22 protein-coding genes are annotated in these 21,835 nt (G+C 72.2%); 6 read left to right on the forward strand and 16 right to left on the reverse strand.

Annotated features, from left to right (window positions below; translation table 11 throughout):
• Nucleotides 1–142: 142 nt before the first annotated feature.
• The 3 genes from AC07DU_RS14950 to AC07DU_RS14960 form a co-directional block, all read right to left on the reverse strand.
• The gene (locus AC07DU_RS14950; protein WP_479111687.1) at nucleotides 143–1,006 is read right to left on the reverse strand and encodes a MetQ/NlpA family ABC transporter substrate-binding protein; all 864 of its coding nucleotides are present in this window, start codon (nucleotides 1,004–1,006) and stop codon (nucleotides 143–145) included.
• 73 nt (nucleotides 1,007–1,079) lie between these two features.
• On the reverse strand, nucleotides 1,080–1,748 hold the full coding sequence (locus AC07DU_RS14955; protein ID WP_479111689.1) for a methionine ABC transporter permease: 669 nt from the start codon (nucleotides 1,746–1,748) through the stop codon (nucleotides 1,080–1,082).
• Entirely contained in the window at nucleotides 1,745–2,791 is a 1,047-nt protein-coding gene (locus AC07DU_RS14960; protein ID WP_360887409.1) for a methionine ABC transporter ATP-binding protein, read from the reverse strand. The genes AC07DU_RS14955 and AC07DU_RS14960 overlap by 4 nt, the downstream gene beginning before the upstream one ends.
• 579 nt (nucleotides 2,792–3,370) lie before the next feature.
• Here AC07DU_RS14960 and AC07DU_RS14965 point away from each other — a divergent pair.
• Nucleotides 3,371–3,739: a hypothetical protein gene (locus AC07DU_RS14965; RefSeq protein ID WP_360887412.1), complete on the forward strand. Its 369-nt coding sequence runs from the start codon at nucleotides 3,371–3,373 to the stop codon at nucleotides 3,737–3,739.
• Nucleotides 3,732–4,154: a hypothetical protein gene (locus AC07DU_RS14970; RefSeq protein ID WP_360887415.1), complete on the forward strand. Its 423-nt coding sequence runs from the start codon at nucleotides 3,732–3,734 to the stop codon at nucleotides 4,152–4,154. Before AC07DU_RS14965 ends, AC07DU_RS14970 begins: the two co-directional genes overlap by 8 nt.
• Here the strand turns inward: AC07DU_RS14970 and AC07DU_RS14975 are convergent.
• From AC07DU_RS14975 to AC07DU_RS14985, 3 genes are all read right to left on the reverse strand, one after another.
• The gene (locus AC07DU_RS14975) at nucleotides 4,144–4,650 is read right to left on the reverse strand and encodes a GNAT family N-acetyltransferase (RefSeq protein WP_360887419.1); all 507 of its coding nucleotides are present in this window, start codon (nucleotides 4,648–4,650) and stop codon (nucleotides 4,144–4,146) included. The two genes, AC07DU_RS14970 and AC07DU_RS14975, sit on opposite strands and share 11 nt — an antisense overlap.
• Before the next feature lie 37 nt (nucleotides 4,651–4,687).
• Entirely contained in the window at nucleotides 4,688–5,251 is a 564-nt protein-coding gene (locus tag AC07DU_RS14980) for an RNA polymerase sigma factor (protein WP_479111875.1), read from the reverse strand.
• A 73-nt stretch (nucleotides 5,252–5,324) separates the two neighbouring features.
• On the reverse strand, nucleotides 5,325–6,530 hold the full coding sequence (locus AC07DU_RS14985; protein WP_479031513.1) for a glycerophosphodiester phosphodiesterase: 1,206 nt from the start codon (nucleotides 6,528–6,530) through the stop codon (nucleotides 5,325–5,327).
• A 322-nt stretch (nucleotides 6,531–6,852) separates the two neighbouring features.
• On the opposite strand from AC07DU_RS14985, the gene AC07DU_RS14990 reads away from it, so the two are divergent.
• Nucleotides 6,853–7,482, forward strand: coding sequence for a lysophospholipid acyltransferase family protein (locus AC07DU_RS14990; RefSeq protein WP_479031516.1), 630 nt, complete (start codon nucleotides 6,853–6,855; stop codon nucleotides 7,480–7,482).
• Nucleotides 7,483–7,505: 23 nt separating this feature from the next.
• Here AC07DU_RS14990 and AC07DU_RS14995 read toward each other — a convergent pair whose 3' ends face one another.
• The 3 genes from AC07DU_RS14995 to AC07DU_RS15005 form a co-directional block, all read right to left on the reverse strand.
• Entirely contained in the window at nucleotides 7,506–8,993 is a 1,488-nt protein-coding gene (locus tag AC07DU_RS14995) for a membrane-associated oxidoreductase (protein ID WP_360887428.1), read from the reverse strand.
• Nucleotides 8,994–9,062: 69 nt separating this feature from the next.
• Nucleotides 9,063–10,607: an MFS transporter gene (locus AC07DU_RS15000; RefSeq protein WP_453372475.1), complete on the reverse strand. Its 1,545-nt coding sequence runs from the start codon at nucleotides 10,605–10,607 to the stop codon at nucleotides 9,063–9,065.
• A complete protein-coding gene (locus AC07DU_RS15005) occupies nucleotides 10,604–11,155 on the reverse strand; it encodes a TetR/AcrR family transcriptional regulator (protein ID WP_360887435.1) in 552 nt (183 codons plus the stop codon). The genes AC07DU_RS15000 and AC07DU_RS15005 overlap by 4 nt, the downstream gene beginning before the upstream one ends.
• Before the next feature lie 92 nt (nucleotides 11,156–11,247).
• Here AC07DU_RS15005 and AC07DU_RS15010 point away from each other — a divergent pair, with 92 nt between their 5' ends.
• The gene (locus tag AC07DU_RS15010) at nucleotides 11,248–11,757 is read left to right on the forward strand and encodes an HAD domain-containing protein (protein ID WP_479031524.1); all 510 of its coding nucleotides are present in this window, start codon (nucleotides 11,248–11,250) and stop codon (nucleotides 11,755–11,757) included.
• Nucleotides 11,758–11,828: 71 nt separating this feature from the next.
• Here AC07DU_RS15010 and bla read toward each other — a convergent pair whose 3' ends face one another.
• On the reverse strand, nucleotides 11,829–12,758 hold the full coding sequence (gene bla, locus AC07DU_RS15015) for a class A beta-lactamase (protein WP_479111877.1): 930 nt from the start codon (nucleotides 12,756–12,758) through the stop codon (nucleotides 11,829–11,831).
• 157 nt (nucleotides 12,759–12,915) lie between these two features.
• Entirely contained in the window at nucleotides 12,916–14,343 is a 1,428-nt protein-coding gene (gene argH / locus AC07DU_RS15020; protein ID WP_479111692.1) for an argininosuccinate lyase, read from the reverse strand.
• Nucleotides 14,344–14,758: 415 nt separating this feature from the next.
• On the opposite strand from argH, the gene AC07DU_RS15025 reads away from it, so the two are divergent.
• Entirely contained in the window at nucleotides 14,759–16,162 is a 1,404-nt protein-coding gene (locus tag AC07DU_RS15025) for a hypothetical protein (RefSeq protein WP_479111694.1), read from the forward strand.
• Between the two features lie 103 nt (nucleotides 16,163–16,265).
• The gene (locus AC07DU_RS15030; RefSeq protein ID WP_360887984.1) at nucleotides 16,266–16,931 is read left to right on the forward strand and encodes a L,D-transpeptidase family protein; all 666 of its coding nucleotides are present in this window, start codon (nucleotides 16,266–16,268) and stop codon (nucleotides 16,929–16,931) included.
• Nucleotides 16,932–16,936: 5 nt separating this feature from the next.
• Here the strand turns inward: AC07DU_RS15030 and AC07DU_RS15035 are convergent, their stop codons facing one another.
• From AC07DU_RS15035 to argC, 5 genes are read right to left on the reverse strand one after another with little or no spacing between them, the layout of a single operon-like run.
• Nucleotides 16,937–17,473 (reverse strand): arginine repressor, encoded by a 537-nt coding sequence (locus AC07DU_RS15035; protein ID WP_360887447.1) that lies wholly within the window; start codon nucleotides 17,471–17,473, stop codon nucleotides 16,937–16,939.
• Between the two features lie 7 nt (nucleotides 17,474–17,480).
• Entirely contained in the window at nucleotides 17,481–18,686 is a 1,206-nt protein-coding gene (locus AC07DU_RS15040) for an acetylornithine transaminase (protein ID WP_360887450.1), read from the reverse strand.
• Nucleotides 18,683–19,636 (reverse strand): acetylglutamate kinase, encoded by a 954-nt coding sequence (gene argB, locus AC07DU_RS15045; RefSeq protein ID WP_360887453.1) that lies wholly within the window; start codon nucleotides 19,634–19,636, stop codon nucleotides 18,683–18,685. The genes AC07DU_RS15040 and argB overlap by 4 nt, the downstream gene beginning before the upstream one ends.
• On the reverse strand, nucleotides 19,633–20,790 hold the full coding sequence (gene argJ, locus AC07DU_RS15050; RefSeq protein ID WP_479111696.1) for a bifunctional glutamate N-acetyltransferase/amino-acid acetyltransferase ArgJ: 1,158 nt from the start codon (nucleotides 20,788–20,790) through the stop codon (nucleotides 19,633–19,635). The genes argB and argJ overlap by 4 nt, the downstream gene beginning before the upstream one ends.
• A complete protein-coding gene (gene argC, locus AC07DU_RS15055; RefSeq protein ID WP_479031538.1) occupies nucleotides 20,787–21,815 on the reverse strand; it encodes an N-acetyl-gamma-glutamyl-phosphate reductase in 1,029 nt (342 codons plus the stop codon). The genes argJ and argC overlap by 4 nt, the downstream gene beginning before the upstream one ends.
• Nucleotides 21,816–21,835 lie beyond the last annotated feature (20 nt).

Below are 21,835 nucleotides of genomic sequence, written 5' to 3' on the forward strand. Positions count from 1 at the left end.
AGGGAGGGGGGGGGGGGGGGGGGGAGGTGGGGGGTTGTGTGTGGGGGGGGGGGGGGGGTGTGGTCCCTTTTTTTTTTGGCCGGGGGTGCCCCCCGGGCCCCGCACGCCCGCGCGGGGGTGCGGGGCCTTCGTCAGGCGCCGGTCAGGAGGTCGGGGCGCCGAGGGCCGGGACGACCGAGCCCTGGTACTTGTCCTCGATGAACTTCTTGACCTCGTCGGAGTTCAGGAGCTTGGCGAGCTTCTGGATGCGCGGGTCGTTCTGGCGGCCGTCCTTGACCGCGAGGAAGTTGGCGTAGGGGTTGCCCTCGGCCTTCTCCAGGAGCAGCGCGTCCTTGGCGGGTGCCAGGCCCGCCTCGATGGCGTAGTTGCCGTTGATGACGGCGGCGTCCACGTCGTTCAGGGCGCGCGGGACCGTGGCGGCCTCCAGCTCCTTGAACTCCAGGCCCTTCTTGTCGGTGATGTCGGACAGCTTGGCGCTGGTGCCGACCCCCTCCTTGAGGGTGATGAGGTTGTTCGCGGCGAGCAGCTGGAGCGCGCGGCCCTCGTTGGTGGTGTCGTTGGGGACGGCGACGGTCTGGCCGGCCTTGATGTCGCCGATGGCCTTGACCTTCTTGGAGTAGAGGCCGAGGGGCTCCAGGTGGACGTTCACGACGGGCACGATGTGCGTGCCGTTCTTCTTGTTGAAGTCGTCGAGGTACGGCTTGTGCTGGAAGTAGTTGCCGTCGACCTGGCCCTGCTCGGTGGCGGTGTTCGGCAGGACGTAGTCCGTGAACTCCTTGACCTGGAGCTTCAGGCCCTCCTTGGCCGCGAGCTGGTCCTTGACGAAGTTCAGGATGTCGGCGTGCGGGCTCGGGGAGGCGGCGATGACGAGCGGCTTGCTCTCGTCGGCCTTGCCGCCGTCCGCCTGGGCGGAGGACGGGTCCGAGGAACTGCCGCAGGCGGTGAGGCCGAGCGCGAGCGCGGTGGCGGTGGCGGCGAGGGCGGTGAACTTGATGTTCTTACGCACGAAGAGTGCCTTTCTTGCATTTTCGGGTGGTGGCCCAAGCACGACAAGTGCGGGCTCTGGGGGGAAAGTTCTGTCAGGCCGTCCGGCCGCGGCGGCCCAGGAGGCGGACCACGCCGTCGCCGATCAGCTGGATCGCCGTGACGAGGACGATCAGGACCACGACGGTGGCGACCATGAATCCGGTCTCGAAGCGCTGGAAGCCGTAGGTGATGGCCTTGGATCCGAGGCCTTCGCCGCCGACGGCGCCGGCCATCGCGGAGTAGCCGACGAGGGTGATGACGGTGGTGGTGACCCCGGCGACCAGGGAGGGCAGGGCCTGGGGCAGGAGCACCTTGCCGACCAGGGTGGGGATGCCGCCGCCCATGGACTCGACGGCCTCGATCAGGCCGTGGTCCACCTCGCGGACGGCGGTCTCCACGAGCCGGGCGAAGAAGGGGACGGCGCCGATGGCGAGCGGGACGATCATGGCGGTGGGGCCGATGAAGGTGCCGACGACCGCGGTGGTGACCGGGATCAGGAAGATCAGCAGGATGATGAACGGCAGCGAGCGGCCTATGTTCACGATCACGCCGAGGACCTTGTTGAGCGGCTGGTTCTGCAGCAGGCCGCCCTTGTCGGTCAGGACCAGCAGGATGCCGAGGGGCAGTCCGCCCAGCACGGTCACCAGGGTGGACCACAGCACCATGTAGAGCGTGTCGTAGGTGCCCTGGGTGAGCAGGGGCTGCATCTCGGACCAGGTCACTTCGCACCATCCTTGACCAGTTCGGCCAGTTCGTTGTCGATCTCGTCGACGACGTCGACCTGGAGGCCCTGCTCGCGCAGGAAGCCGACCGGCACGACGTTGTCCTCGTAGCGGCCGGGCAGCTCGATGCGCATGCGGCCGATCTGCCGGCCGGCGACGGTGTCCATCGCGGCGCCGAGGATCGAGATGTCGATGTTGTAGGTCCGCGCGAGCTGCGAGATGACCGGCCGGACGGCGTCATCCCCGTGGAAGGTGACGTCGACGACCGTGCGGTCGGGTCCGGTGGCGGCGCCGGTGACCGGGAAGAGCTCACCGGCGAGCTCCGAGCCCGGCGTGGCGAGCAGCTCGGCGACGGTGCCGGACTCGACGATGCGGCCCTTCTTCATCAGCGCCGCCGAGTCGCAGACGGTCTTGACCACGTCCATCTCGTGCGTGATGAGCAGCACGGTGAGGCCGAGCTGCTGGTTCAGGTCGCGCAGCAGCCCCAGGATGGAGCGGGTGGTCTCGGGGTCCAGGGCGCTGGTGGCCTCGTCGGAGAGCAGCACCTTGGGGTCGCCGGCCAGGGCGCGGGCGATGCCGACGCGCTGCTTCTGGCCGCCGGAGAGCTGGGTGGGGTAGGCCCTGGCCTTGTCGGCGAGGCCGACGAGGTCGAGGAGTTCGAGCGCCTTGCGCGAGCGCTCGCGGCCGCTGACCCCGAGGATCTCCAGGGGCAGCTCGATGTTGCCCTGGACGGTGCGCGAGGACAGCAGGTTGAAGTGCTGGAAGACCATGCCGATGCGGCTGCGCGCCTCGCGCAGCTCCTTGCCGGCGCGGCGGCCGCGGCCGGCGAGCGCGGTGAGGTCGACTCCGTCGACGCTCACGGTGCCGGTGGTGGGGCGCTCCAGCAGGTTCACGCAGCGGATCAAGGAGGACTTGCCGGCGCCGCTCTGGCCGATGACTCCGTAGACCTCGCCCTCGCGGACGTGGAGATCGACGCCGTCCAGGGCGGTGACCTCACGGCCACGGGACTGGTAGACCTTCGTGAGGCCCGATGTGGTGATCACAGGATTTCCGTCGCTGTCGAGTGCACGGCGCAGCGGGGTGCCGGGCACGGGGCAAACATCTGGGACGCGATACGGGACGAACCGTCAGAAAACGATGGCTTCGACGCGTGCGCGGGGCAGGAACGAGCCGTGCGGTGGATCAGCGGGTGACGCGCCGGCGCGGCTGGTCTCGCTTCGGGGCGCGAGGCTCAGGAAGGGGCCCTCAGAAGGCGCACATTCGACACATACAACGAGCACCGGGCGTCATCGTCGCCTCGGTCGCAAGGGTGCGGCTGCTCGTCGTGGTCATGGGCCCCAGTAAACCAGACACATCCCGTCACCGATCCCTGATGTCCGGATAGCGGACAGATTCCGGCCGCATACCGGACGGTGCCGTCCCGTGCGGACGTCCGGCCCGCTCACCGCACCGTCGTGGCTGACCTGCGCCGACACGGTCGGAGGGGCCCGCACGGCGCCGCTGCGGCCGGAGTGCGCCGACGCGTCCCTGTGGTCAAGACCACGGCGCGCCCGCCGGTCCGCAGGGCTGCGCGGGAGCGGGGTGCCCGCATCGGGTCTTTCGGCCCGTAATACCCTCGCTGCATGCTCGACGCCCTGACGGTGGCCATCGGTGTGGCCGCACTCGCCCTCGCCGCCTGGTGCGGCCACGCCACGTGGCGCGACCAGCCCACCAAGGACTGGCACTTCATCGGCATGGCCGTCGTGACCGTGCTGGCCCTGGCCCAGCTGGTGGTCGGCCTGGTCCAGCTGGCCCGGGGCGAGAAGGCCGACGAGGGCACGGTGATCTTCGTCGCCTACCTGGTGGGCGCCTTCGCCGCGGTACCGGCGGCCGGGATGCTCTCGCTGACCGAACGGACCAAGTGGGGTTCGGTGACGGTGGCCGCGGGCGCGGTCGTCCTCGCCGTCCTCGAAGTACGGCTCTACGACATCTGGGGAACCACCGGTGCCTGACGCGCAGACGACCACCGCCGCCCCCGCCGGGCGCAAGAGGCTGGTCTCCGGACCCGGACTGCTGCTGGTGTGGCTGTACGGGGTGATGGTGGTGGGCGCGGTCTCGCGCTCGGCCTACCAGATCTCCACCGAGTTCGACCGGGCGCCGCTGGCCTACTCGCTCTCGGCCGCGGCCGCGCTCGCCTACGCCTTCATCACGTACTCGCTGGTGCGCGGCGGGGAGACGGCCCGCAGGGCGGCGCTCATCTGCTGCGCCGCCGAGCTGACCGGCGTACTGGTGGTGGGCGCCTGGACACTGGTGAGCCCCGAGGCCTTCCCCGACGCGACGGTGTGGTCGCAGTTCGGGCGGGGCTACCTGTTCATCCCGGTGATCCTGCCGATCACCGGGATGCTCTGGCTGCGCGCTAGGCGCTGACCGCGAACTGCGAGGGGTCCTCGGCTTCCTTCTCCAGGATCACGAGCTGCATGCCGTCGGAGGCCGTGCGGCCGCCGACCTTGACGTAGCCGCACTTGCGGTACAGACGCAGGTTCGACTCGCTCTTGTGCCCGGTGTGCAGGCGGAAGCGGGTGGCGGTGCCGGGGCTCGCGAGGGCCTCCTCGACCGCGCGCAGCAGGCGCGCGCCGAGCCCGTGACCCTGCAGGCGCGGGTGGACGCAGAGCTTGCCGATCCTGCCGGTGCCGTCCTCGTCGACGCTGCCGCGCACGGCGCCGACGACCTCGTCGCCGAGCCGGGCCACGAGGACCGTGTCCGCCGCCAGCTCCGCCTTGAGGGAGTCCAGGGACTGGGTGAGCGGCTGGATGAGGTAGTTGCCGTACAGCTCGGCCTCGCGCTGGAAGGCCAGGTACTGCAGTTTGAAGATCTGCTCTGCGTCCTCGGCAGCCGCCGCCGAAATGGTCACGCTCATGCCCATGTGCGCATGCCTCCAGCTCACCTGGTAGCCCGATGGTCTACCGCTCCTTTCCCCGCAGGCCAGGAGCCGCAACCTCTGCAGCCAGCATTCTGCGCAGACATCCCAGGCATCGGGAACGTACGGGCCCCAAACTTCCTTGTGAGATACCCAACTCTCCTGCGATTTCACGGTAAGTGAGGTCTCTGGGCGAAAGAAGTGCCTTCATGAGCTCGGGGCATCGTCCGGGCAACCGGGCGACCGCCGATCGGAGGGCGCGGTTCTCCTCCCCGTGCAGAAGGGCGTCTTCCGGTTCGGCTCCCCCGGCCGGGACGGCCGACGGGCCGCCGCCCGCTGAGTGACGGCGGTCGCCGTACGGGATCTCCCGGCGGGCGCTGCGCCGCGCGAGGCGGGCCTCCGCCCGCACCGCCCGGCGCAGCCAGCGCGCCGGCTCCGCCGGGTCCGCGGGGTCGGGGGCGCGCCGGCCGCTCTCCAGCAGCCTGACCCAGACGGCCTGTTCCAGGTCGGCCGGGTCCACTCCGGTGCCGGGTGCCTCCGCGGCCGCCTCGGCGGAGAGCAGCGGGGCCAGTTCGTTCAGGAGCTCGGGGTCCTTCAGCAGGTCCATGCCGGGCGGGACGAGCGGGCCGGGCCGTGCGGTTTCGCCGCCGGGCACGGCCCACTCGTACGGGAAGGAGCGCTCAGCGGTTGACGGGGCGCCGGCCCGGTCGGAAGGACTCCGCCGCGAGCAGGGCTGTGTCCGGGTTGTCGGTGAAGATCCCGTCGATGCCCTGGTCGAAGTAGGCCTTGAAGGCGGCGAAGGCGTCGCCGTAGGCGGCCGGGTCCGTGCCCTTGCGGAAATCGGCCGGAAGGAAGCTGTTCTCGTTGCGCGCGGTGTAGGGGTGCAGGAGCAGCCCCTGGGCGTGGGCGTCGCGCACCAGGGTGGTCGGGGCGCCGAGCTTGCCGGCCGCGTCGCGCGGGAGGATCAGGTCCATCGTCGGGCCGATGCCCTGGGCGAAGCCGGCGATCCACTTCAGGCCCTCGGGCTTGACCAGGTCGGCGACCGTGCGCGGGTCCTTGGCCTGTTCGAAGTCCCAGGGGCGGGTACCGGCCGCGGAGAGCAGGACCACGCGGGGCGCGGTGACCAGCCGGGAGAGCCGCTGGATGCTGGAGGGCTCGAAGGACTGGAGGAAGACGGCCGCGTCGCGGTGGTCGCGTCCGTAGCGGCGCAGCAGCTTGGCGAGGGGCTCCTCCAGGCCGAGGCCCAGGCCCCGGAAGTAGCTGGGGTGCTTGGTCTCCACGTGCAGCCAGATCCGCTTGTCGCGGCGGCGGCCCTCCCGGTTGGCCCAGCGCAGGACCTCCTCGAAGGTGGGCACGGCCCACTGGCCGTCGTAGAGGGTGTTGCGCTGGCGGACGGCGGGGATGCGTTCCTTCGCGCGCAGGGTCTTCAGCTCGGCGAGGGTGAAGTCCTCGGTGAACCATCCCGTCACCGCGACCCCGTCGACGGACTTGGTGGTGCGCCGGGAGGCGAACTCGGCGTGGTCGGCGACGTCGGTGGTGCCGCCGATCTCGTTCTCGTGGCGGCACACCAGGTGGCCGTCCCGGGTCGGGACGAGGTCCTGCTCGATGACGTCGGCGCCCAGGTCGAGGGCGAGCTGGTAGGAGCCGAGGGTGTGCTCCGGCCGGTAGCCGCTGGCTCCGCGGTGGCCGATGACCGTCGGGTGGGGAAGGTCCCGGAAGCCTCCGTCGTGGCCTCCGTCGTACCCCCGGTCACTTTCGCCGGCCCCGGCCCCGCTCGCGGCGGGCGCGGCCGATGCGGATCCCGCCGCGAGTCCCGTGATTCCGGTCCCCGCCGCCAGGACGGCCGCTCCCAGGACCGTGCGCCGCGCTGCCCCACCCTGCGTCATGAATGCCACTCCTCGTGTGAAAGGGGCCTGCGGCCCGGGAGCTGTGGTGTCCCTGGTCCCGCGGCCCGCGATCGGCGTGCCGATGGTAGGCACGCGGCGGTGGCCGAGGGGCGTGCGACGGCGGCACATCGGGGGAACGTGGCGCGAACATGCGTCAACATTGCGTATCCGACACGTGAACCCGATGTGCGCTCGGACGTGACCCGCGAGTATCGTCCTCACCTGCACGACCGCCGTGTGGTGGTCGCGCGAACCGCTTTTCGATGCCGGAGGGCCCACGTTGTTCCGTACGAAGCTCATCAAAGCCATTGCCCGACCGGTCATGCGCATGATGTTCCGCACCCGTGTGGAGGGCATCGAGAACATCCCCGGCACCGGACCGGTGATTCTGGCGGGCAACCACCTCACCTTCATCGACTCCATGATCCTTCCGCTGGTGTGCGACCGCACGGTCCACTTCATCGGCAAGGACGAGTACGTGACGGGCAAGGGCGTCAAGGGCCGCGCGATGGCCTGGTTCTTCACCGGCGGCGGCATGATCCCCGTCGACCGTGACGGGGCCAACGGCGGCGTCGCGGCCCTGATGACCGGGCGCCGGGTCCTCGAAGAGGGCAAGATCTTCGGCATCTACCCCGAGGGCACGCGCTCCCCCGACGGCCGGCTCTACCGCGGCCGCACCGGCATCGCCCGCCTGACCCTGATGACCGGCGCCCCCGTGGTGCCGTTCGCGGTGATCGGCACCGACAAGCTCCAGCCCGGCGGCGCCGGCATGCCGCGCCCGGGCCGGGTCACCGTCCGCTTCGGCAAGCCGATGGAGTTCTCCCGCTACGAGGGCATGGACCGCGACCGGTACGTGCTGCGCGCCGTCACCGACTCGGTGATGGCCGAGGTCATGCGCCTGTCGGGCCAGGAGTACGTGGACATGTACGCCACCAAGGTCAAGGCGGCCTGACACCGTCTCACCGCCGCTGGAGCTCACTGTCGCTGGAGTGACCGGCTGACGCCCGCCGCCGTGGTGGTGGCGAGGACCCAGCCGGTCACGATCAGCAGGTACGACAGCCACTGGTACCAGCCGCTCGGCGCGAAGGCCTGCTCCTGGCCGAAGCCGATGATCGGCAGCATCAGGTCCAGCGTGTAGAAGACCGGGTTGAAGTCCGGCGCCTCCCCCTCCTTGATGGGCCGGGGCGGTTGCAGGCCGTACGCGATCCAGCCCGTCAGCAGGAGCGCGAGCAGCCAGCCCGCCGCGCGCAGCGGCCGGAAGCCGTACCCGACGGTGGCGTCCTGGAGCAGCCCCCAGACCCGGGCGTGCCGGGGCTGGGTGCGCCGGTGGCGGCGCAGCTTGGCGAGCTGGACGGTGCGGGCGGCGGCCTCGTCGCCCGCCGTGCGGTAGGCCGCGGCGAGCTGCTCGTAGGCGTACGGGAGGTAGCCCGACTCCTCGCGCTCCAGGGCGGGCAGGCGCTGGTCGGCGGGCAGGTGCGGGACGAGCGTGCGGTAGGTGAGCCCGTCGATGCGGATCTGCTCCGGCCAGGTCTCGGGCGGCATGTGCAGCATGTCGAACTGGGAGCGCCGCAGGTTCACGCTGCCCTGGACGGTCTCGCAGGACCTCAGCCACACCTCGCCGATGACGCAGCTGGACGCGCGCAGGGCGACCCCTCCCGGGTTCACGAAGCGCGCGTAGGCGAGGTTGAGCTGGCCCGGGATCCGGGAGCCGGTGAGGTTGACCCGGCCGTGCAGCTGCGCGCGCATGGCCCGTACGTCGGTGCCCACGGTGAGGGTCTCGGCGTGCAGGGCGGTGGCCCCGGGGGCCAGCAGCCTGGCGCCGTCCAGGTTGACCTTGCCGGCGACGGTGGTGCCGTTGAGCCGGGTCTGGCCGTGGACGGTGATCTCCATGGCGATGACGTCGGTGCCGATGACGGCGTGGCTGATCAGGAGCGGTGGCTCCGGGGTCTCCTCCGGCGGCTCGTCTGCGGTGGGCGGCGTTCCGATGACCGCACGGCGTAAGAAGAGACCGCCGGATATCCGGGCCCCGGCGAGCCGGACCGGCCCGGTGATGCGGCAGCAGGACAGCTTGAGCGCGACGTCGACGCTGACGGAGTTGGCGGTCAGCCCGGGGAGCGTCGAGTCGTTGAGCGCGAAGTACCGCAACTGGGCGCTGTAGAGCAGCGGTTTGCGCTCGAACCAGCAGGCGCGCAGCCGGATCGGGTGCTCGACGGCGGCGTAGCGGAGGTTCAGCTTGCCGGTGATCCGGGCGCCCCTGATGTTGAGCCCGGCGACCCGTCCCCCGGTATTGGGCCCGCTCAGCAGGAGGGCGGTGAGCACCTCGGCGCGCACGGTCCGCTCGGCGCCCCAGGTCTCGCCCGCGGCTCCGGTCTCGTCGGGGTGTGCGCGGAAGTCGACGCCCTCACCTGTCGGGAAGGCCTCCCATACGCGCAGCTCGGCGGGGGTCAGCTCGTTGATCTCCATCGCCGGGATGGTGTCCCGGGGGCCGACGGGCTGTCAACTCAGGGCGACGGGACACCTTCTGGCGGGACGTCAGTGCGTGACGCCGTCCTGGAGTTCCTGCCCCTTCAGCAGGAACCACGCGGCCGCGGCCGTGGCCAGGAGCACCGCCGCGCCGACGCCGGAGGCGAGCCGCAGGCCGTCCACGAAGGCCTCCTGGGCGGCCCCCACCATCGCCTGGGCGGTGTGCGGGTCCAGCGCCTTGGCCGCCTCCACGGCTCCGCCGAGGGACTCGTGCGCGGCGTCGGCCACCGGTCCGGCCGCGGCGGGCGGGGCGGTGAAGCCCTGGTAGACGCCGGTGACCACGGAGCCGAGCAGGGCGATGCCGAGGGCGGCGCCGAGCTCGTACGCTGTTTCGGAGACGGCCGAGGCCGAGCCGGCCTGCTCCTTGGGGACGCTGGAGAGGATCACGTCGGCGGTGACGGTGAAGGAGAAGCCGGCGCCGAGGCCGACGACGAGCAGGGCGGCGCCGAGCAGCGGGTAGCCGCTCTCGCGGTGCAGCGCGGTCAGTGCGGCGAGGGCCAGGCCGATGGCGGCGAGGCCGCCCGCCACCATCACGCGTACCGAGTACCTGCGGGCGAAGCGGCCCGCGACGAGACCGGTGGCCACCGCGCCGACGGCGGCGGGCAGTTCGGCCAGACCGGCCTCCAGGGGATCGCGGCCCTGCACCAGCTGGAGGAACTGGGAGAGGAAGAAGACCAGGCCCGAGAGGCCGAAGACGGTGAGCAGGTCGGCGAGGACCGCGCCGCTGAAGCCGCGGTGCTTGAAGAGGCGCATGTCGAGCAGGGGCGATTCCAGGGTGAACTGGCGGCGTACGAAGGCGTACAGGGCGCTCGCGCCCAGGCCCGCGGTGGCCCAGACCTCCCAGGTCGGGCCGTGGGTGGCGACCTCCTTGACGGCGTAGACCACCGCGATGACGCCGACGAGGGAGAGGCCGACGCTGACCAGGTCCCAGGGGCCGGTGACCGGGTTCCTGGACTCGGGCAGCAGTTTGATGCCGACGATGACCAGGACGATCATCACGGGGAGGTTGATGAGGAAGACCGAGCCCCAGTAGAAGTGCTGGAGCAGGGCTCCGCCGACGACCGGGCCGACGGCCGCGCCGGCGGAGGCGGTGGCGCCCCAGATGCCGATGGCGAGGCTGCGCTCCCTCGGGTCGTGGAAGATGTTGCGGATCAGCGCGAGGGTGGACGGCATCAGGGTCGCGCCGGCCACGCCGAGCAGGGCCCGGGCGACGATCATCATCTCGGGGCTGGTCGCGTAGGCGTTGAGGACCGAGACGGCCCCGAACGCCGTGGCGCCGACGAGGAGCAGCTTCTTGCGGCCGATGCGGTCGCCGAGCGAGCCCATGGAGACGAGCAGGCCGGCGATGACGAAGGAGTAGATGTCGCCGATCCACAGCAGCTGGGTGCCGGAGGGCTTGAGGTCCTCGCTGAGGGACGGGGTGGCGAGACCGAGTACGGTGGCGTCGACCGCGACCAGCAGCACGGCCAGGACGAGTACGGAGAGCGCGAGCCAGCGCCCCTGAATCTTCCCCTCCGCCCCCTGCGGCCGGCTCAGCTGCTCGGTACGGCTCATTTCTCCACGCTCCGTCGTGCGCCACCGAGCAGCAGCTCGATGATCATGTATTGGAAGTCCTTGGCGGCGACCCGGCCGTCCATGACGGCCCAGGCGCAGGTGCCGATGAGCCCGTAGAGGGCCTCGGTGAGCCAGGCGGGGCTCAGGTCGATGCGGATGTCGCCCTCTTCCTGGCCGCGCCGGAACAACGCGCCGACGCGGGCGTCGAGCCGGGCCCAGCCCTCGTGGATCTCGTCGCCCTCGAACAACTGGTTCTCGGTGACGAGGAAGGCCAGCAGCTCGGCATTGGGCTCCGCTTCGGCGACGAGCCGCCTGAGCGCGTCCACCGCCGTGCCCTCGTCGAGGCGGGCGTTGTCGAACGCCACCTCGAACTCGCGGATCCCGAGCTCCTCAAGGGCCCGTACGAGGGCGTCACGCCCCGCGAAGTGCCGGTGGAGGGTCGCGCGGCCGATTCCGGCGGCGCGGGCGACCTCGTCCATCGTGGCGGTCGATTTGCGGGAGAGCAGGGCTGCCGCGTCGCGGAGCACCTGGTCACGATCCATAGCCATGAGACAAGCATACCCCGAATGAGACATCGACGTCTCAAGCGGGTGACGGAAAAGGAGCTGCCCTCGGGCAGCCGGAAGGGAATCCTGCCGACATGAAGCCCCTGCTGCTGATCGACGTCGACGGACCGCTGAACCCCTACGCGGCCAAGGCCCAGCGCCGCCCCGAGGGCTACACCACGCACCGGATGCGGCCGACCGGCTGGACGGTCGCGCAGAGCGCGAAGCCGCTGCGGGTCTGGCTGAATCCCGGCCACGGCGCGGAGCTGCTCGCGCTGGCGCGGACGTACGAGCTCGTCTGGGCCACCACCTGGAAGGACGAGGCGAACGACTGGATAGGTCCGCATCTGGGCCTGCCGCGGCTCCCGTACGTCGACTGGCCGGTGATGCACGGACGCGCGCCGCGCGGCACCTTCTGGAAGACCCAGTACGTCCTCGATTACGCGGGCGAGCGGCCCTTCGCGTGGATCGACGACGACATCACGGACCTGGACCGCGAGTACGTCGACCAGCGCCACCCCGCACGGGCGCTGCTCCTGCGGATCGACGAGCGGATCGGGCTGACGGGGCCCGACTTCGACGCGCTGCGCGACTGGGCGGCGTAGGCCGGGCCCCGCCGGCCCGGGCCGTCGCGGGGCCCGGCGGGCCCTCGGCGGGGCCCGGCGGGGCGCCGGGTTCAGGTGAGGGTCGCGGCCAGCAGTCGGGCGGTCTTGGCCACCAGTGCGCTGTCCCGGGGGCCGGCCGGGGAGCCCGGCTTGGTGGTCAGGACCGCCATCACGATCGGCGGGCCGGCCGGCGGCCACACCACGCCGACGTCGTTGGCCACGCCGTACTCGTGTCCCCCGCCGGTCTTGTCCGCCAGGATCCAGTCCGCGGGGAGGCCCGCCTTGAACCGTTCGACGTTGGTCGTGTTGGCGACCAGCCAGCCGCTCAGCATCCGGCGGTCGCGGGGCGGGAGCACGTCGCCGAGGAGCAGGCGCGCGTACGTCCGCCCGATGGCCCGGGGGCTGGTGGTGTCGGTGACCCGCCCGGGCTCCGCCGAGTTCAGTTCGGGTTCGTAGCGGTCCAGCCGGGTGACCCGGTCCCCCACCGAGCGGCTGAAGCGGGTGATCGCGGTGGGGCCGCCCAGTTCCTCCAGCAGCAGGTTGGCCGCGGCGTTGTCGCTGAGGCTCACGGCCGCGGAACACAGCGCCTCGACCGTCATGCCGCCGGCCACGTTCTCGGGCTTGCCGGTTTCCGGGCCGAACCCCGACTTCGTGACGTACTCCTGCGTGTACCGGATCCGCCGGGCGAGGAACTCGCCGTCCGCGTCGAGGTCCCGCAGGACGGCCGCCGCGGCGAGGCCCTTGAAGACCGAGCACATCGGGAACCGCTCGTCGGCGCGGTACACGACCGTGCGGCCCGTGGCCGTGTTGCGGGCGAACACGCCCAGGCGCGCGGAGTGTTCACGCTCCCACTCCTCCAGCTGCCGGTTCACCGCGGCCGGCGGCTGCGCGGCGTGCGCCCGGCCCCCCGCCACCGCGGCCAGGCCCGTGAACAGCGCGGTCCCCGCGCCGAGAGCCAGTAAGGCGCGCCGGGAGGGACCGGCTCCTGTGGTGTCCACCATCGTCTCCACGTCTCCTCGTCTTCCATGATCGGAACACCCCTCCAACGCTTCCAGCGGGCCGGACGGTTCCCTCGGAGCCGGGCGACGGCGCGGCGCACGACGAGGAGGGCGGCCCGGGCGCGTTCGCCCCGGCCGCCCCCCCCTCGGGACGGTCGTGCTACTGCTTGTGGGCCGCCCAGGCGTGCTGGATGACCAGATCGGCCTTCAGCTCGGTGAGCTGGGTCGCGACCGCCGAGGGGGCGGTGCCGCCGCGGCCGTCGCGGGAGGCCAGGGCGCCCTTGACGTTGAGGACGGTGCGGACCTCGGGGGTCAGGTGCTCCGAGATCTTCGCGAACTGCTCGTCCGTGAGCTCGTCCAGCTCGATGCCGAGCACCTCGCACACCTTGACGCACTCGCCGGCCACCTCGTGCGCCACCCGGAACGGGACGCCCTGCTTGACCAGCCACTCCGCGATGTCGGTGGCGAGCGAGAAGCCCGCCGGGGCCAGCTCCTCCATCCGCTCCCGGTTGACCGTGAGGGTGGCCATCATGCCGGTGAAGGCCGGCAGCAGGACCTCAAGGGTGTCGCAGGAGTCGAAGACCGGCTCCTTGTCCTCCTGGAGGTCCCGGTTGTAGGCCAGGGGCAGCGCCTTGAGGGTCGCGAGGAGGCCCGTGAGGTTGCCGATGAGGCGGCCCGACTTGCCGCGCGCCAGCTCCGCGATGTCCGGGTTCTTCTTCTGCGGCATGATCGACGACCCCGTGGAGAAGGCGTCGTGCAGGGTCACGAAGGAGAACTCCTTCGTGTTCCAGATGATGATCTCCTCCGCGATCCGGGACAGGTTGATCCCGATCATGGCGGTGATGAAGGCGAACTCGGCGACGAAGTCGCGCGAGGCCGTGCCGTCGATGGAGTTGCCGACCGAGCCGCGCTCGAAGCCCAGGTCGGCGGCGACCGCCTCCGGGTCCAGGCCGAGGGAGGAGCCGGCCAGGGCGCCCGAGCCGTACGGGGAGACCGCGGTGCGGGTGTCCCACTGCCGCAGCCGCTCCGCGTCCCGCGACAGGGCCTGCACGTGGGCCAGTACGTGGTGGGCGAAGAGCACCGGCTGCGCGTGCTGGAGGTGGGTGCGGCCGGGCATCGCCACGTCCGCGTGGGTCTCGGCGAGGCCGACCAGCGCGTCCTGGAGGTCCGCGAGCAGTCCGCCGATGATCCGGCCGTGGTCGCGCAGGTACATCCGGAACAGGGTGGCCACCTGGTCGTTGCGGGACCGGCCGGCCCGCAGCTTGCCGCCGAGCTCGGCGCCGAGCCGCTCCAGCAGGCCCCGCTCCAGGGCGGTGTGCACGTCCTCGTCGGCGATGGTGCCGGTGAAGGACCCGTCGGCGACGTCGACTTCGAGCCGGTCCAGCCCGGCGGTCATGCGGTCGAGCTCGTCGGCCGTCAGCAGACCCGCCTTGGCGAGCACACGGGCGTGGGCCCGGGAGCCGGCGATGTCGTACGGCGCGAGGCGCCAGTCGAAGTGGACCGACGCGGACAGCTTCGCGAGGGCCTCGGCGGGGCCGTCGGCGAAGCGCCCGCCCCAGAGCCGGACGTCACCGTTGTTGCTGCTCACAGCTGCTGCTCCTCAAGACTGCATGACTTTGACTGCCCGTGGGGCCGTGTAGGTGCAACCGCCTGCCCGCCGCGGAGGTAACGCGGAGGGGGTACGACCGGAAGCGATAGGCATAACTATGCATTACTCCGTATGTTTCGTCAACGAAAACGACACTGGTCGCTCTCCGGCCCGGCTTGACCGGAATCGGTCCCGGTGTGGTGAACCGGCTGCCTCGGACGGTCACTTCGTCAGGGGCCGTGCCCAGCTGCCCGGTCATCTCGTCTGCGGAGACCTGCCGGCTCGACGTCGACGAGTACGACCTGACCGGCGACGACGAGGACGACGGCTGAGCACCTGACGCAGCCCGAATATCCAGAGCACGGCGCCGGGACTCCCCCTACGATCAACGGGCATGACGATCCGGGGAGGGACCGTGCGGGGCACACGTCGGGACGTGGAACAGGGGCGGCACGTGGCGGCGGGGCTACTGGACGGGGACACGACTCCCGTCGCCGCCGGGCTCGCCCGGAGCGGGCCGGACGCCTGGATCGCCTTCGACAAAGAGGTGAGGCGCGTGCACTCCCGTTCGTACGGGCCGCTCAGCACCAGTCGGATCGAGGCGCGGCTGTGCGACCCCGACGGGCGGATCCGTGCGGCCGCGCTCGCCGCGTGGCGCAACCCGCCGCTCCAGCTCGTCCTGATCCGGTGCGCCGACTGGGTCCCCGCCGTACGGGACCGCGCCCGGCGGGTGCTCGGGCGGGCCGTGGCCAAGGACCCCGTCGGCGCACTGATCGCACTCGCCCCGCTCGTCCTGCGGCTGGGCCGGCGTGAGCACGGCGCCTGGGGGCTGGAACAGCTGGAGGCCGCCCTCAGCGGCCGGTACTCCCTCCTCGCCGCATGGTGGCGCCCCGGGCAGCCCTCCACGACGTGGAGCTGGAACGCGCTGACCGGCGGGCAGCGCGCCTTCATCCTGTCCCGCCTGAGCGAAGGGGCGGACCTGCCGGCTCGGCGGTTCGCCGCCCGCGTGACCCTGGCCGCCGGGCGCGTGGACGTACGGGAGAGCGCCCGGCGGGCCGCCGCGGAGCGCGATCCGCTGACGAGCCGGATATGGACCGACGGCGCTCTGGCGGCCATGGCCGCCGACGGGCCGGACGACGCGGCGGTCGACGCCCTGCTCGGCGCCCACCTCCCGATGGCCCGGGCCGCCGGGGTCACCGCGCTGCGCCGGGCGGGACGGGCGCGGGAGGCCGCGGACCACCTGGCCGACCGGTCCGGCATGGTCCGCGCGTGCGCGCGCTGGCTGATGCGCCAGGACGGCGCGGACCCCTGCGCCCACTACCGCGCGCTGGTCGAGGACCCGGCCCGCGTCACCGGGTACGCCGTGACCGGCTTCGTCGAGTGCGGCGGGCTCGGCGGGAGCGAGGACGCCGCGGCGCTGCACGCGCTGCTGTCCCACCCCGCGGGCGCGGTGCGGGCCGCCGCGGTCGCCGGACTGAGCGAGCGGGGCGGCTGCGGCCAGACCCTGCTGCTGGCGATGCTGGACGATCCCTCGGCGAGCGTCGCGCGGGAGGTCTCCCGGAGCCTGCTCGACTCGGCCGGGCGGCTGCCCACCGCCTGGCTGGCCGAGTGCGCCGCCGCCGACCGGCCCCTGCACACCCGCCGGGCCGCCTTCCGGCTGCTGCGCGCCCAGGGCGGTATCGGGGCGCTGCGGGCGGCCGTGGACCTGCTGACCGTTCCCGACCCGGCGCTGCGCGCGCTGGCGGCGGACACCGTCTGGGACTCGCCCGACCCGCACCGGCTGGCCCGGCACTTCGCCCGGCTGGGCCTGGCGGGGTGAACCCGCCGTACGGGCGGGAGAGCGCCGTCGGCCAGCCTGCCCGGCCGCCGGGCCCGCGCCCCGTACCGTCTGACGCGTGCTGCGTACCGCTCTCGTCACCGGCGTGACGATCGTCGTCACCGCCCTCCTGCCGCAGGGCGCCGCGCCCCTGCCCGCCCGGCTCGCCGACACCGGTGGCGGCAGTCAGCTGATCACCGCCGTCGCGCCGGCCCCCGGATCGACCACCGGCCGGCTGACCTGGTGGGACCGGCGGGCCGGGCGCTGGTTCGAGGCCGGGAGCGCGCCCGCCCGCTTCGGGGCGAACGGCCTCACCGAGGGCGCGACCCGCACCCAGGGCACCAACACCACACCGGCGGGCCTGTACGCGCTTCCGTACGCCTTCGGGATCCGGCGGGCACCGGCCGGGACGGAGTACGGCTACCGGCGGGTGACCGGCGACTCCTGGTGGTGCCAGGACAACGCGTCCGGGGCCTACAACCGCTGGGTGGAGCCGCTGCCCGCGGACTGCGCGCCGGGCGAGGCCGAGCACCTGGTGACGTACGAGAAGCAGTACGCGCACGCGCTGCTCATCGCCTTCAACTACGACCGGCCCGTACGCGGCCGGGGCGCGGGCATCTTCCTGCACGTCAACGGCAAGGGGGCGACGGCGGGTTGCGTGTCCGTGCCCGAGCGGGCCATGCGGGCGATCCTGCGCTGGGCGAACCCGCGCCGCCGCCCGCACATCGCGATCGGTACCGAGTCGGGGGACCTGGCCGTGACCCGCTACTGAGCGGGTCAGCCCTCCTTCTGCGCCAGACGCAGGAGGTGGTCCGCGAGGGCCTGACCGCCCGCCGGGTCGCGGCTGATCAGCATGAGGGTGTCGTCGCCCGCGATGGTGCCGAGGACCGCGTGGAGCTCGGCCTGGTCGATGGCGGAGGCCAGGAACTGCGCCGCGCCCGGCGGGGTGCGCAGGACCACGAGGTTCGCGGAGGCCTCCGCCGAGATCAGCAGTTCCCCGGAGAGGCGCCGCATGCGCTCCTCCTTCGCGGACTCGCCGAGCGGGGCCTGCGGGGTGCGGAAGCCGCCCTCGCTGGGCACCGCGTAGATCAGCTCGCCGCCGGTGTTGCGGATCTTCACCGCGCCCAGTTCGTCGAGGTCGCGCGAGAGCGTCGCCTGGGTGACGCTCAGGCCGTCGTCGGCGAGCAGCTTGGCCAGCTGGCTCTGGGAGCGGACCGGCTGCCGGTTGAGGATGTCCACGATCCGGCGGTGACGCGCGGTGCGGGTCTGCGGGACGGCTTGGCCGCCTTGCTCGTTGTCCTGCGCCTGGCTCATCGTCGTCTCATTCTCCGGATCGGTCCCCGTCGGCTGCGTCGAGGATGCCGGGCAGGGCCCGGAGGAACGCGTCCGCCTCGGCTTCGGTGAGCACGTACGGGGGCATGAGCCGTACGACGTCGGGGGCGGGCGCGTTGACCAGGAAGCCGGCGTCCTGAGCCGCCTTCTGCACCCGGGGTGCGAGGGGCTCGGTCAGCACGATACCCAGGAGCAGGCCGGCGCCCCTGACGTGGGAGACCAGCGGGTGGCCCGCGGCCTCGATTCCGGAGCGCAGCCGCTCGCCGCGCACCTTGACCCGGTCGAGCAGGCCGTCGGCGGCGATGGTGTCGATGACGGCGAGGCCGGCGGCGCAGGCGACCGGGTTCCCGCCGAAGGTGGTGCCGTGCTGGCCGGGCTGGAGCAGGTCGGCCGTGGCGCCGAAGGCGGCCACCGCGCCGATCGGCAGTCCGCCGCCGAGCCCCTTGGCGAGGGTGACCAGGTCGGGCTCGACGCCCTCGTGGGCCTGGTGCTCGAACCACTGGCCGCACCGGCCGATGCCGGTCTGCACCTCGTCGAGGACGAGCAGGGTGCCGGTGGCCCGGGTGATCTCGCGGGCGGCCGTCAGGTACCCGGCGGGGGGCACGACGACGCCGTTCTCGCCCTGGATCGGCTCGATGACGACGAGGGCGGTCTCCTCGGTGACGGCGGCCCGCAGGGCTTCGGCGTCGCCGTAGGGGACGTGGGTGACGTCGCCGGGCAGCGGCCGGAACGGGTCCTGCTTCTTCGGCTGGCCGGTGAGGGCGAGGGCGCCCATGGTCCGGCCGTGGAAGCCGCCGTCGGTGGCGACCATGTGGGTCCGCCCGGTCAGCCGGCCGATCTTGAAGGCGGCCTCGACGGCCTCGGCGCCCGAGTTGCAGAAGAAGACCTTGCCGGGGCGGCCGAACAGCTGGAGCAGCCGCTCGCCGAGGGCGACGACCGGTTCGGAGATGAAGAGGTTGGAGACGTGGCCGAGCGTGGAGATCTGGCCGGTCACGGCCGCCACGATCGCCGGGTGGGCGTGGCCGAGGGCGTTGACCGCGATCCCGCCGACGAAGTCGGTGTACTGCTTGCCGTCCGCGTCCCACACCTGGGCGCCCTCGCCGCGCACGAGGGCGATCGCGGGGGTGCCGTAGTTGTCGGTCAGCGCGCCCTGCCAGCGCGCCGCGTATTCCTGGTTGCCGGTGGCCTGCGTCATGCTGCTCCCCCTGACGGTTCGGCGGTCTGCGGGTCGGGCACGACCATCGTGCCGATGCCGGAGTCCGTGAAGATCTCCAGCAGGATCGAGTGCTGGACCCGCCCGTCGAGCACGCGGGCGGTCTTCACGCCGTTGCGCACGGCGTGCAGGCACCCCTCCATCTTGGGCACCATGCCGCTGGACAGCTCGGGCAGCAGCTTCTCCAGCTGGCTGACGGTGAGGCGGCTGATGACCTCGTCGCTGTGCGGCCAGTCCGCGTACAGGCCCTCGACGTCGGTGAGGACCATCAGCGTCTCCGCGCCGAGCGAGGCGGCGAGCGCCGCGGCCGCCGTGTCGGCGTTGACGTTGTAGACGTGGTGGTCGTCGGCGCTGCCGGCGATGGAGGAGATGACCGGGATCCGGCCGTCCGCCAGGAGCGCCTCGATGGCGCCGGTGTCGATGGAGGTGATCTCGCCGACCCGGCCGATGTCGACGGACTCGCCGTCGATCTCCGGGAGGTGCTTGGTCGCGGTGATCGTGCGCGCGTCCTCGCCGGTCATGCCGACGGCGAGCGGCCCGTGCTGGTTGAGCAGCCCGACCAGCTCGCGCTGGACGTGGCCCGCCAGGACCATCCGTACGACGTCCATGGCTTCCGGGGTCGTGACGCGCAGGCCCGCCTTGAACTCGCTGACCAGGCCCTGCTTGTCGAGCTGGGCGTTGATCTGGGGGCCGCCGCCGTGGACCACCACCGGCTTGAGGCCGGCCTGGCGCAGGAAGACGACGTCCTGGGCGAAGGCCGCCTTCAGGTCCTCGTCGATCATGGCGTTGCCGCCGAACTTGATGACGACGACCTTGCCGTTGTGGCGGGTGAGCCACGGCAGGGCCTCGATGAGGATCTGCGCCTTGGGCAGGGCGGTGTGCTTGCGGGCGGTGCCGGAGGCGCCGGGCTGGCCGGCCTTTTCGTCGCTCATGAGGAGTAGGCGCTGTTCTCGTGGACGTACTCGGCGGTCAGGTCGTTTGCCCAGATCACGGCCGAAGCGCTGCCGGTGGCCAGGTCGGCGGTGATGCGTACCTCGCGGTCCTTCATGCTGACCAGGTCGCGGTCCTCGCCCACCTGGCCGTTCTTGCAGACCCAGACGCCGTTGATGGCGACGCCCAGCCGGTCCGGGTCGAAGGCCGCCTTGGTGGTGCCGATCGCGGAGAGGACGCGGCCCCAGTTGGGGTCCTCGCCGTGGATGGCGCACTTGAGCAGGTTGTTGCGGGCGATGGAGCGGCCGACCTCGACCGCGTCGTCCTCGTCGGCGGCGCCGACGACCTCGATGCGGATGTCCTTGCTGGCGCCCTCGGCGTCGCCGATCAGCTGGCGGGCCAGGTCGTCGCAGACCGTGCGTACGGCCTCGGCGAACGGCTCGTACGCCGGCACCTGGCCGCTGGCCCCGGAGGCGAGCAGCAGCACGGTGTCGTTGGTGGACATGCAGCCGTCGGAGTCGACCCGGTCGAAGGTGGTGCGGGTGGCGGCGCGCAGGGCCCGGTCGAGGGTGGCGCTGTCCACGTCGGCGTCGGTGGTGAGGACGACGAGCATGGTGGCCAGGCCCGGGGCGAGCATGCCCGCGCCCTTGGCCATGCCGCCGACGGTCCAGCCCTCCTGGGAGACGGTGGCCGTCTTGTGCACGGTGTCGGTGGTCTTGATGGCGATGGCGGCGGCCTCGCCGCCGTCCTCGGAGAGGGCCGCGGCGGCCGCCTCGACGCCCGGGAGCAGTTTGTCCATGGGGAGCAGGACGCCGATCAGGCCGGTGGAGGCGACCGCGATCTCCCCGGCGTTGAACTCCTCGCCCAGGACCTCGGCGGCCTTCTCGGCGGTGGCGTGGGTGTCCTGGAAGCCCTTGGGGCCGGTGCAGGCGTTGGCGCCGCCGGAGTTGAGGACGACCGCGCTGACGGTGGCGCCGCGCAGGACCTGCTCGGACCAGTGCACGGGCGCGGCCTTGACGCGGTTGGAGGTGAAGACGCCCGCGGCGGCCAGGCGCGGTCCGTGGTTGACCACGAGGGCCAGGTCCGGGTTGCCGTTGGCCTTGATCCCGGCGGCGATGCCGGCTGCCGTGAATCCCTGTGCTGCCGTGACGCTCACGGTGCGACTCCGATCGTGGAAAGACCCAGGCTCTCGGGGAGCCCCAGGGCGATGTTCATGCTCTGCACGGCGCCGCCGGCGGTGCCCTTGGTCAGGTTGTCGATGGCGCTGACGGCGATGATCCGGCGGGCGGACTCGTCGTAGGCGACCTGGACGTGGGCGGCGTTGGAGCCGTGGACGGACTTGGTGGACGGCATCCGGCCCTCGGGCAGCAGGTGCACGAAGGGCTCGTCGGCGTACGCCTTCTCGTAGGCGGCGCGCAGCGACGCCGCGGTGGTGCCGGACACGGCCTTGGCCGAGCAGGTGGCGAGGATGCCGCGCGACATGGGGACGAGGGTGGGGGTGAAGGAGACGGAGACCCGGCTCCCGGCCAGCGGGGAGAGGTTCTGCACCATCTCGGGGGTGTGCCGGTGCCCGCCGCCCACGCCGTACGGGGTCACGGAGCCCATGACCTCGGAGCCCAGCAGGTTCGTCTTGAGCGCCTTGCCGGCGCCGGATGTTCCGGTGGCGGCGACGATCACGGCCTCCGGTTCGGCGAGCTGCTCCTGGTAGGCGGGGTACAGCGCGAGCGAGACGGCGGTGGGGAAGCAGCCGGGGACGGCGATGCGCTTGGTCCCCGCCAGTGCGGAGCGCCCGCCGGGCAGCTCGGGCAGCCCGTAGGGCCAGGTACCGGCGTGCGGGGCACCGTAGAAGGCGTCCCAGTCGGCGGAGTCCTTGAGCCGGTGGTCGGCGCCCATGTCGACGACGAGGACGTCCTCGCCGAGCTGGGCCGCGACGGCGGCGGACTGGCCGTGCGGGAGCGCGAGGAACACGACGTCGTGACCGGCGAGGACCTCCGCCGTGGTCGCCTCCAGCGTCCGTCCCGCCAGCGGCACGAGGTGCGGCTGCAGGGAGCCGAGGAGCTGTCCGGCGTTGGAATTGCCGGTCAGCGCGCCGATCTCCACTTCGGGGTGTGCCAGCAGCAGGCGCAGGACTTCTCCGCCCGCGTACCCGCTCGCTCCGGCCACCGCTACACGTACCGCCATCGGACCCTCCTCATCGATGG

The sequence above is a fragment of the Streptomyces sp. NPDC045695 genome (genome assembly GCF_056432025.1).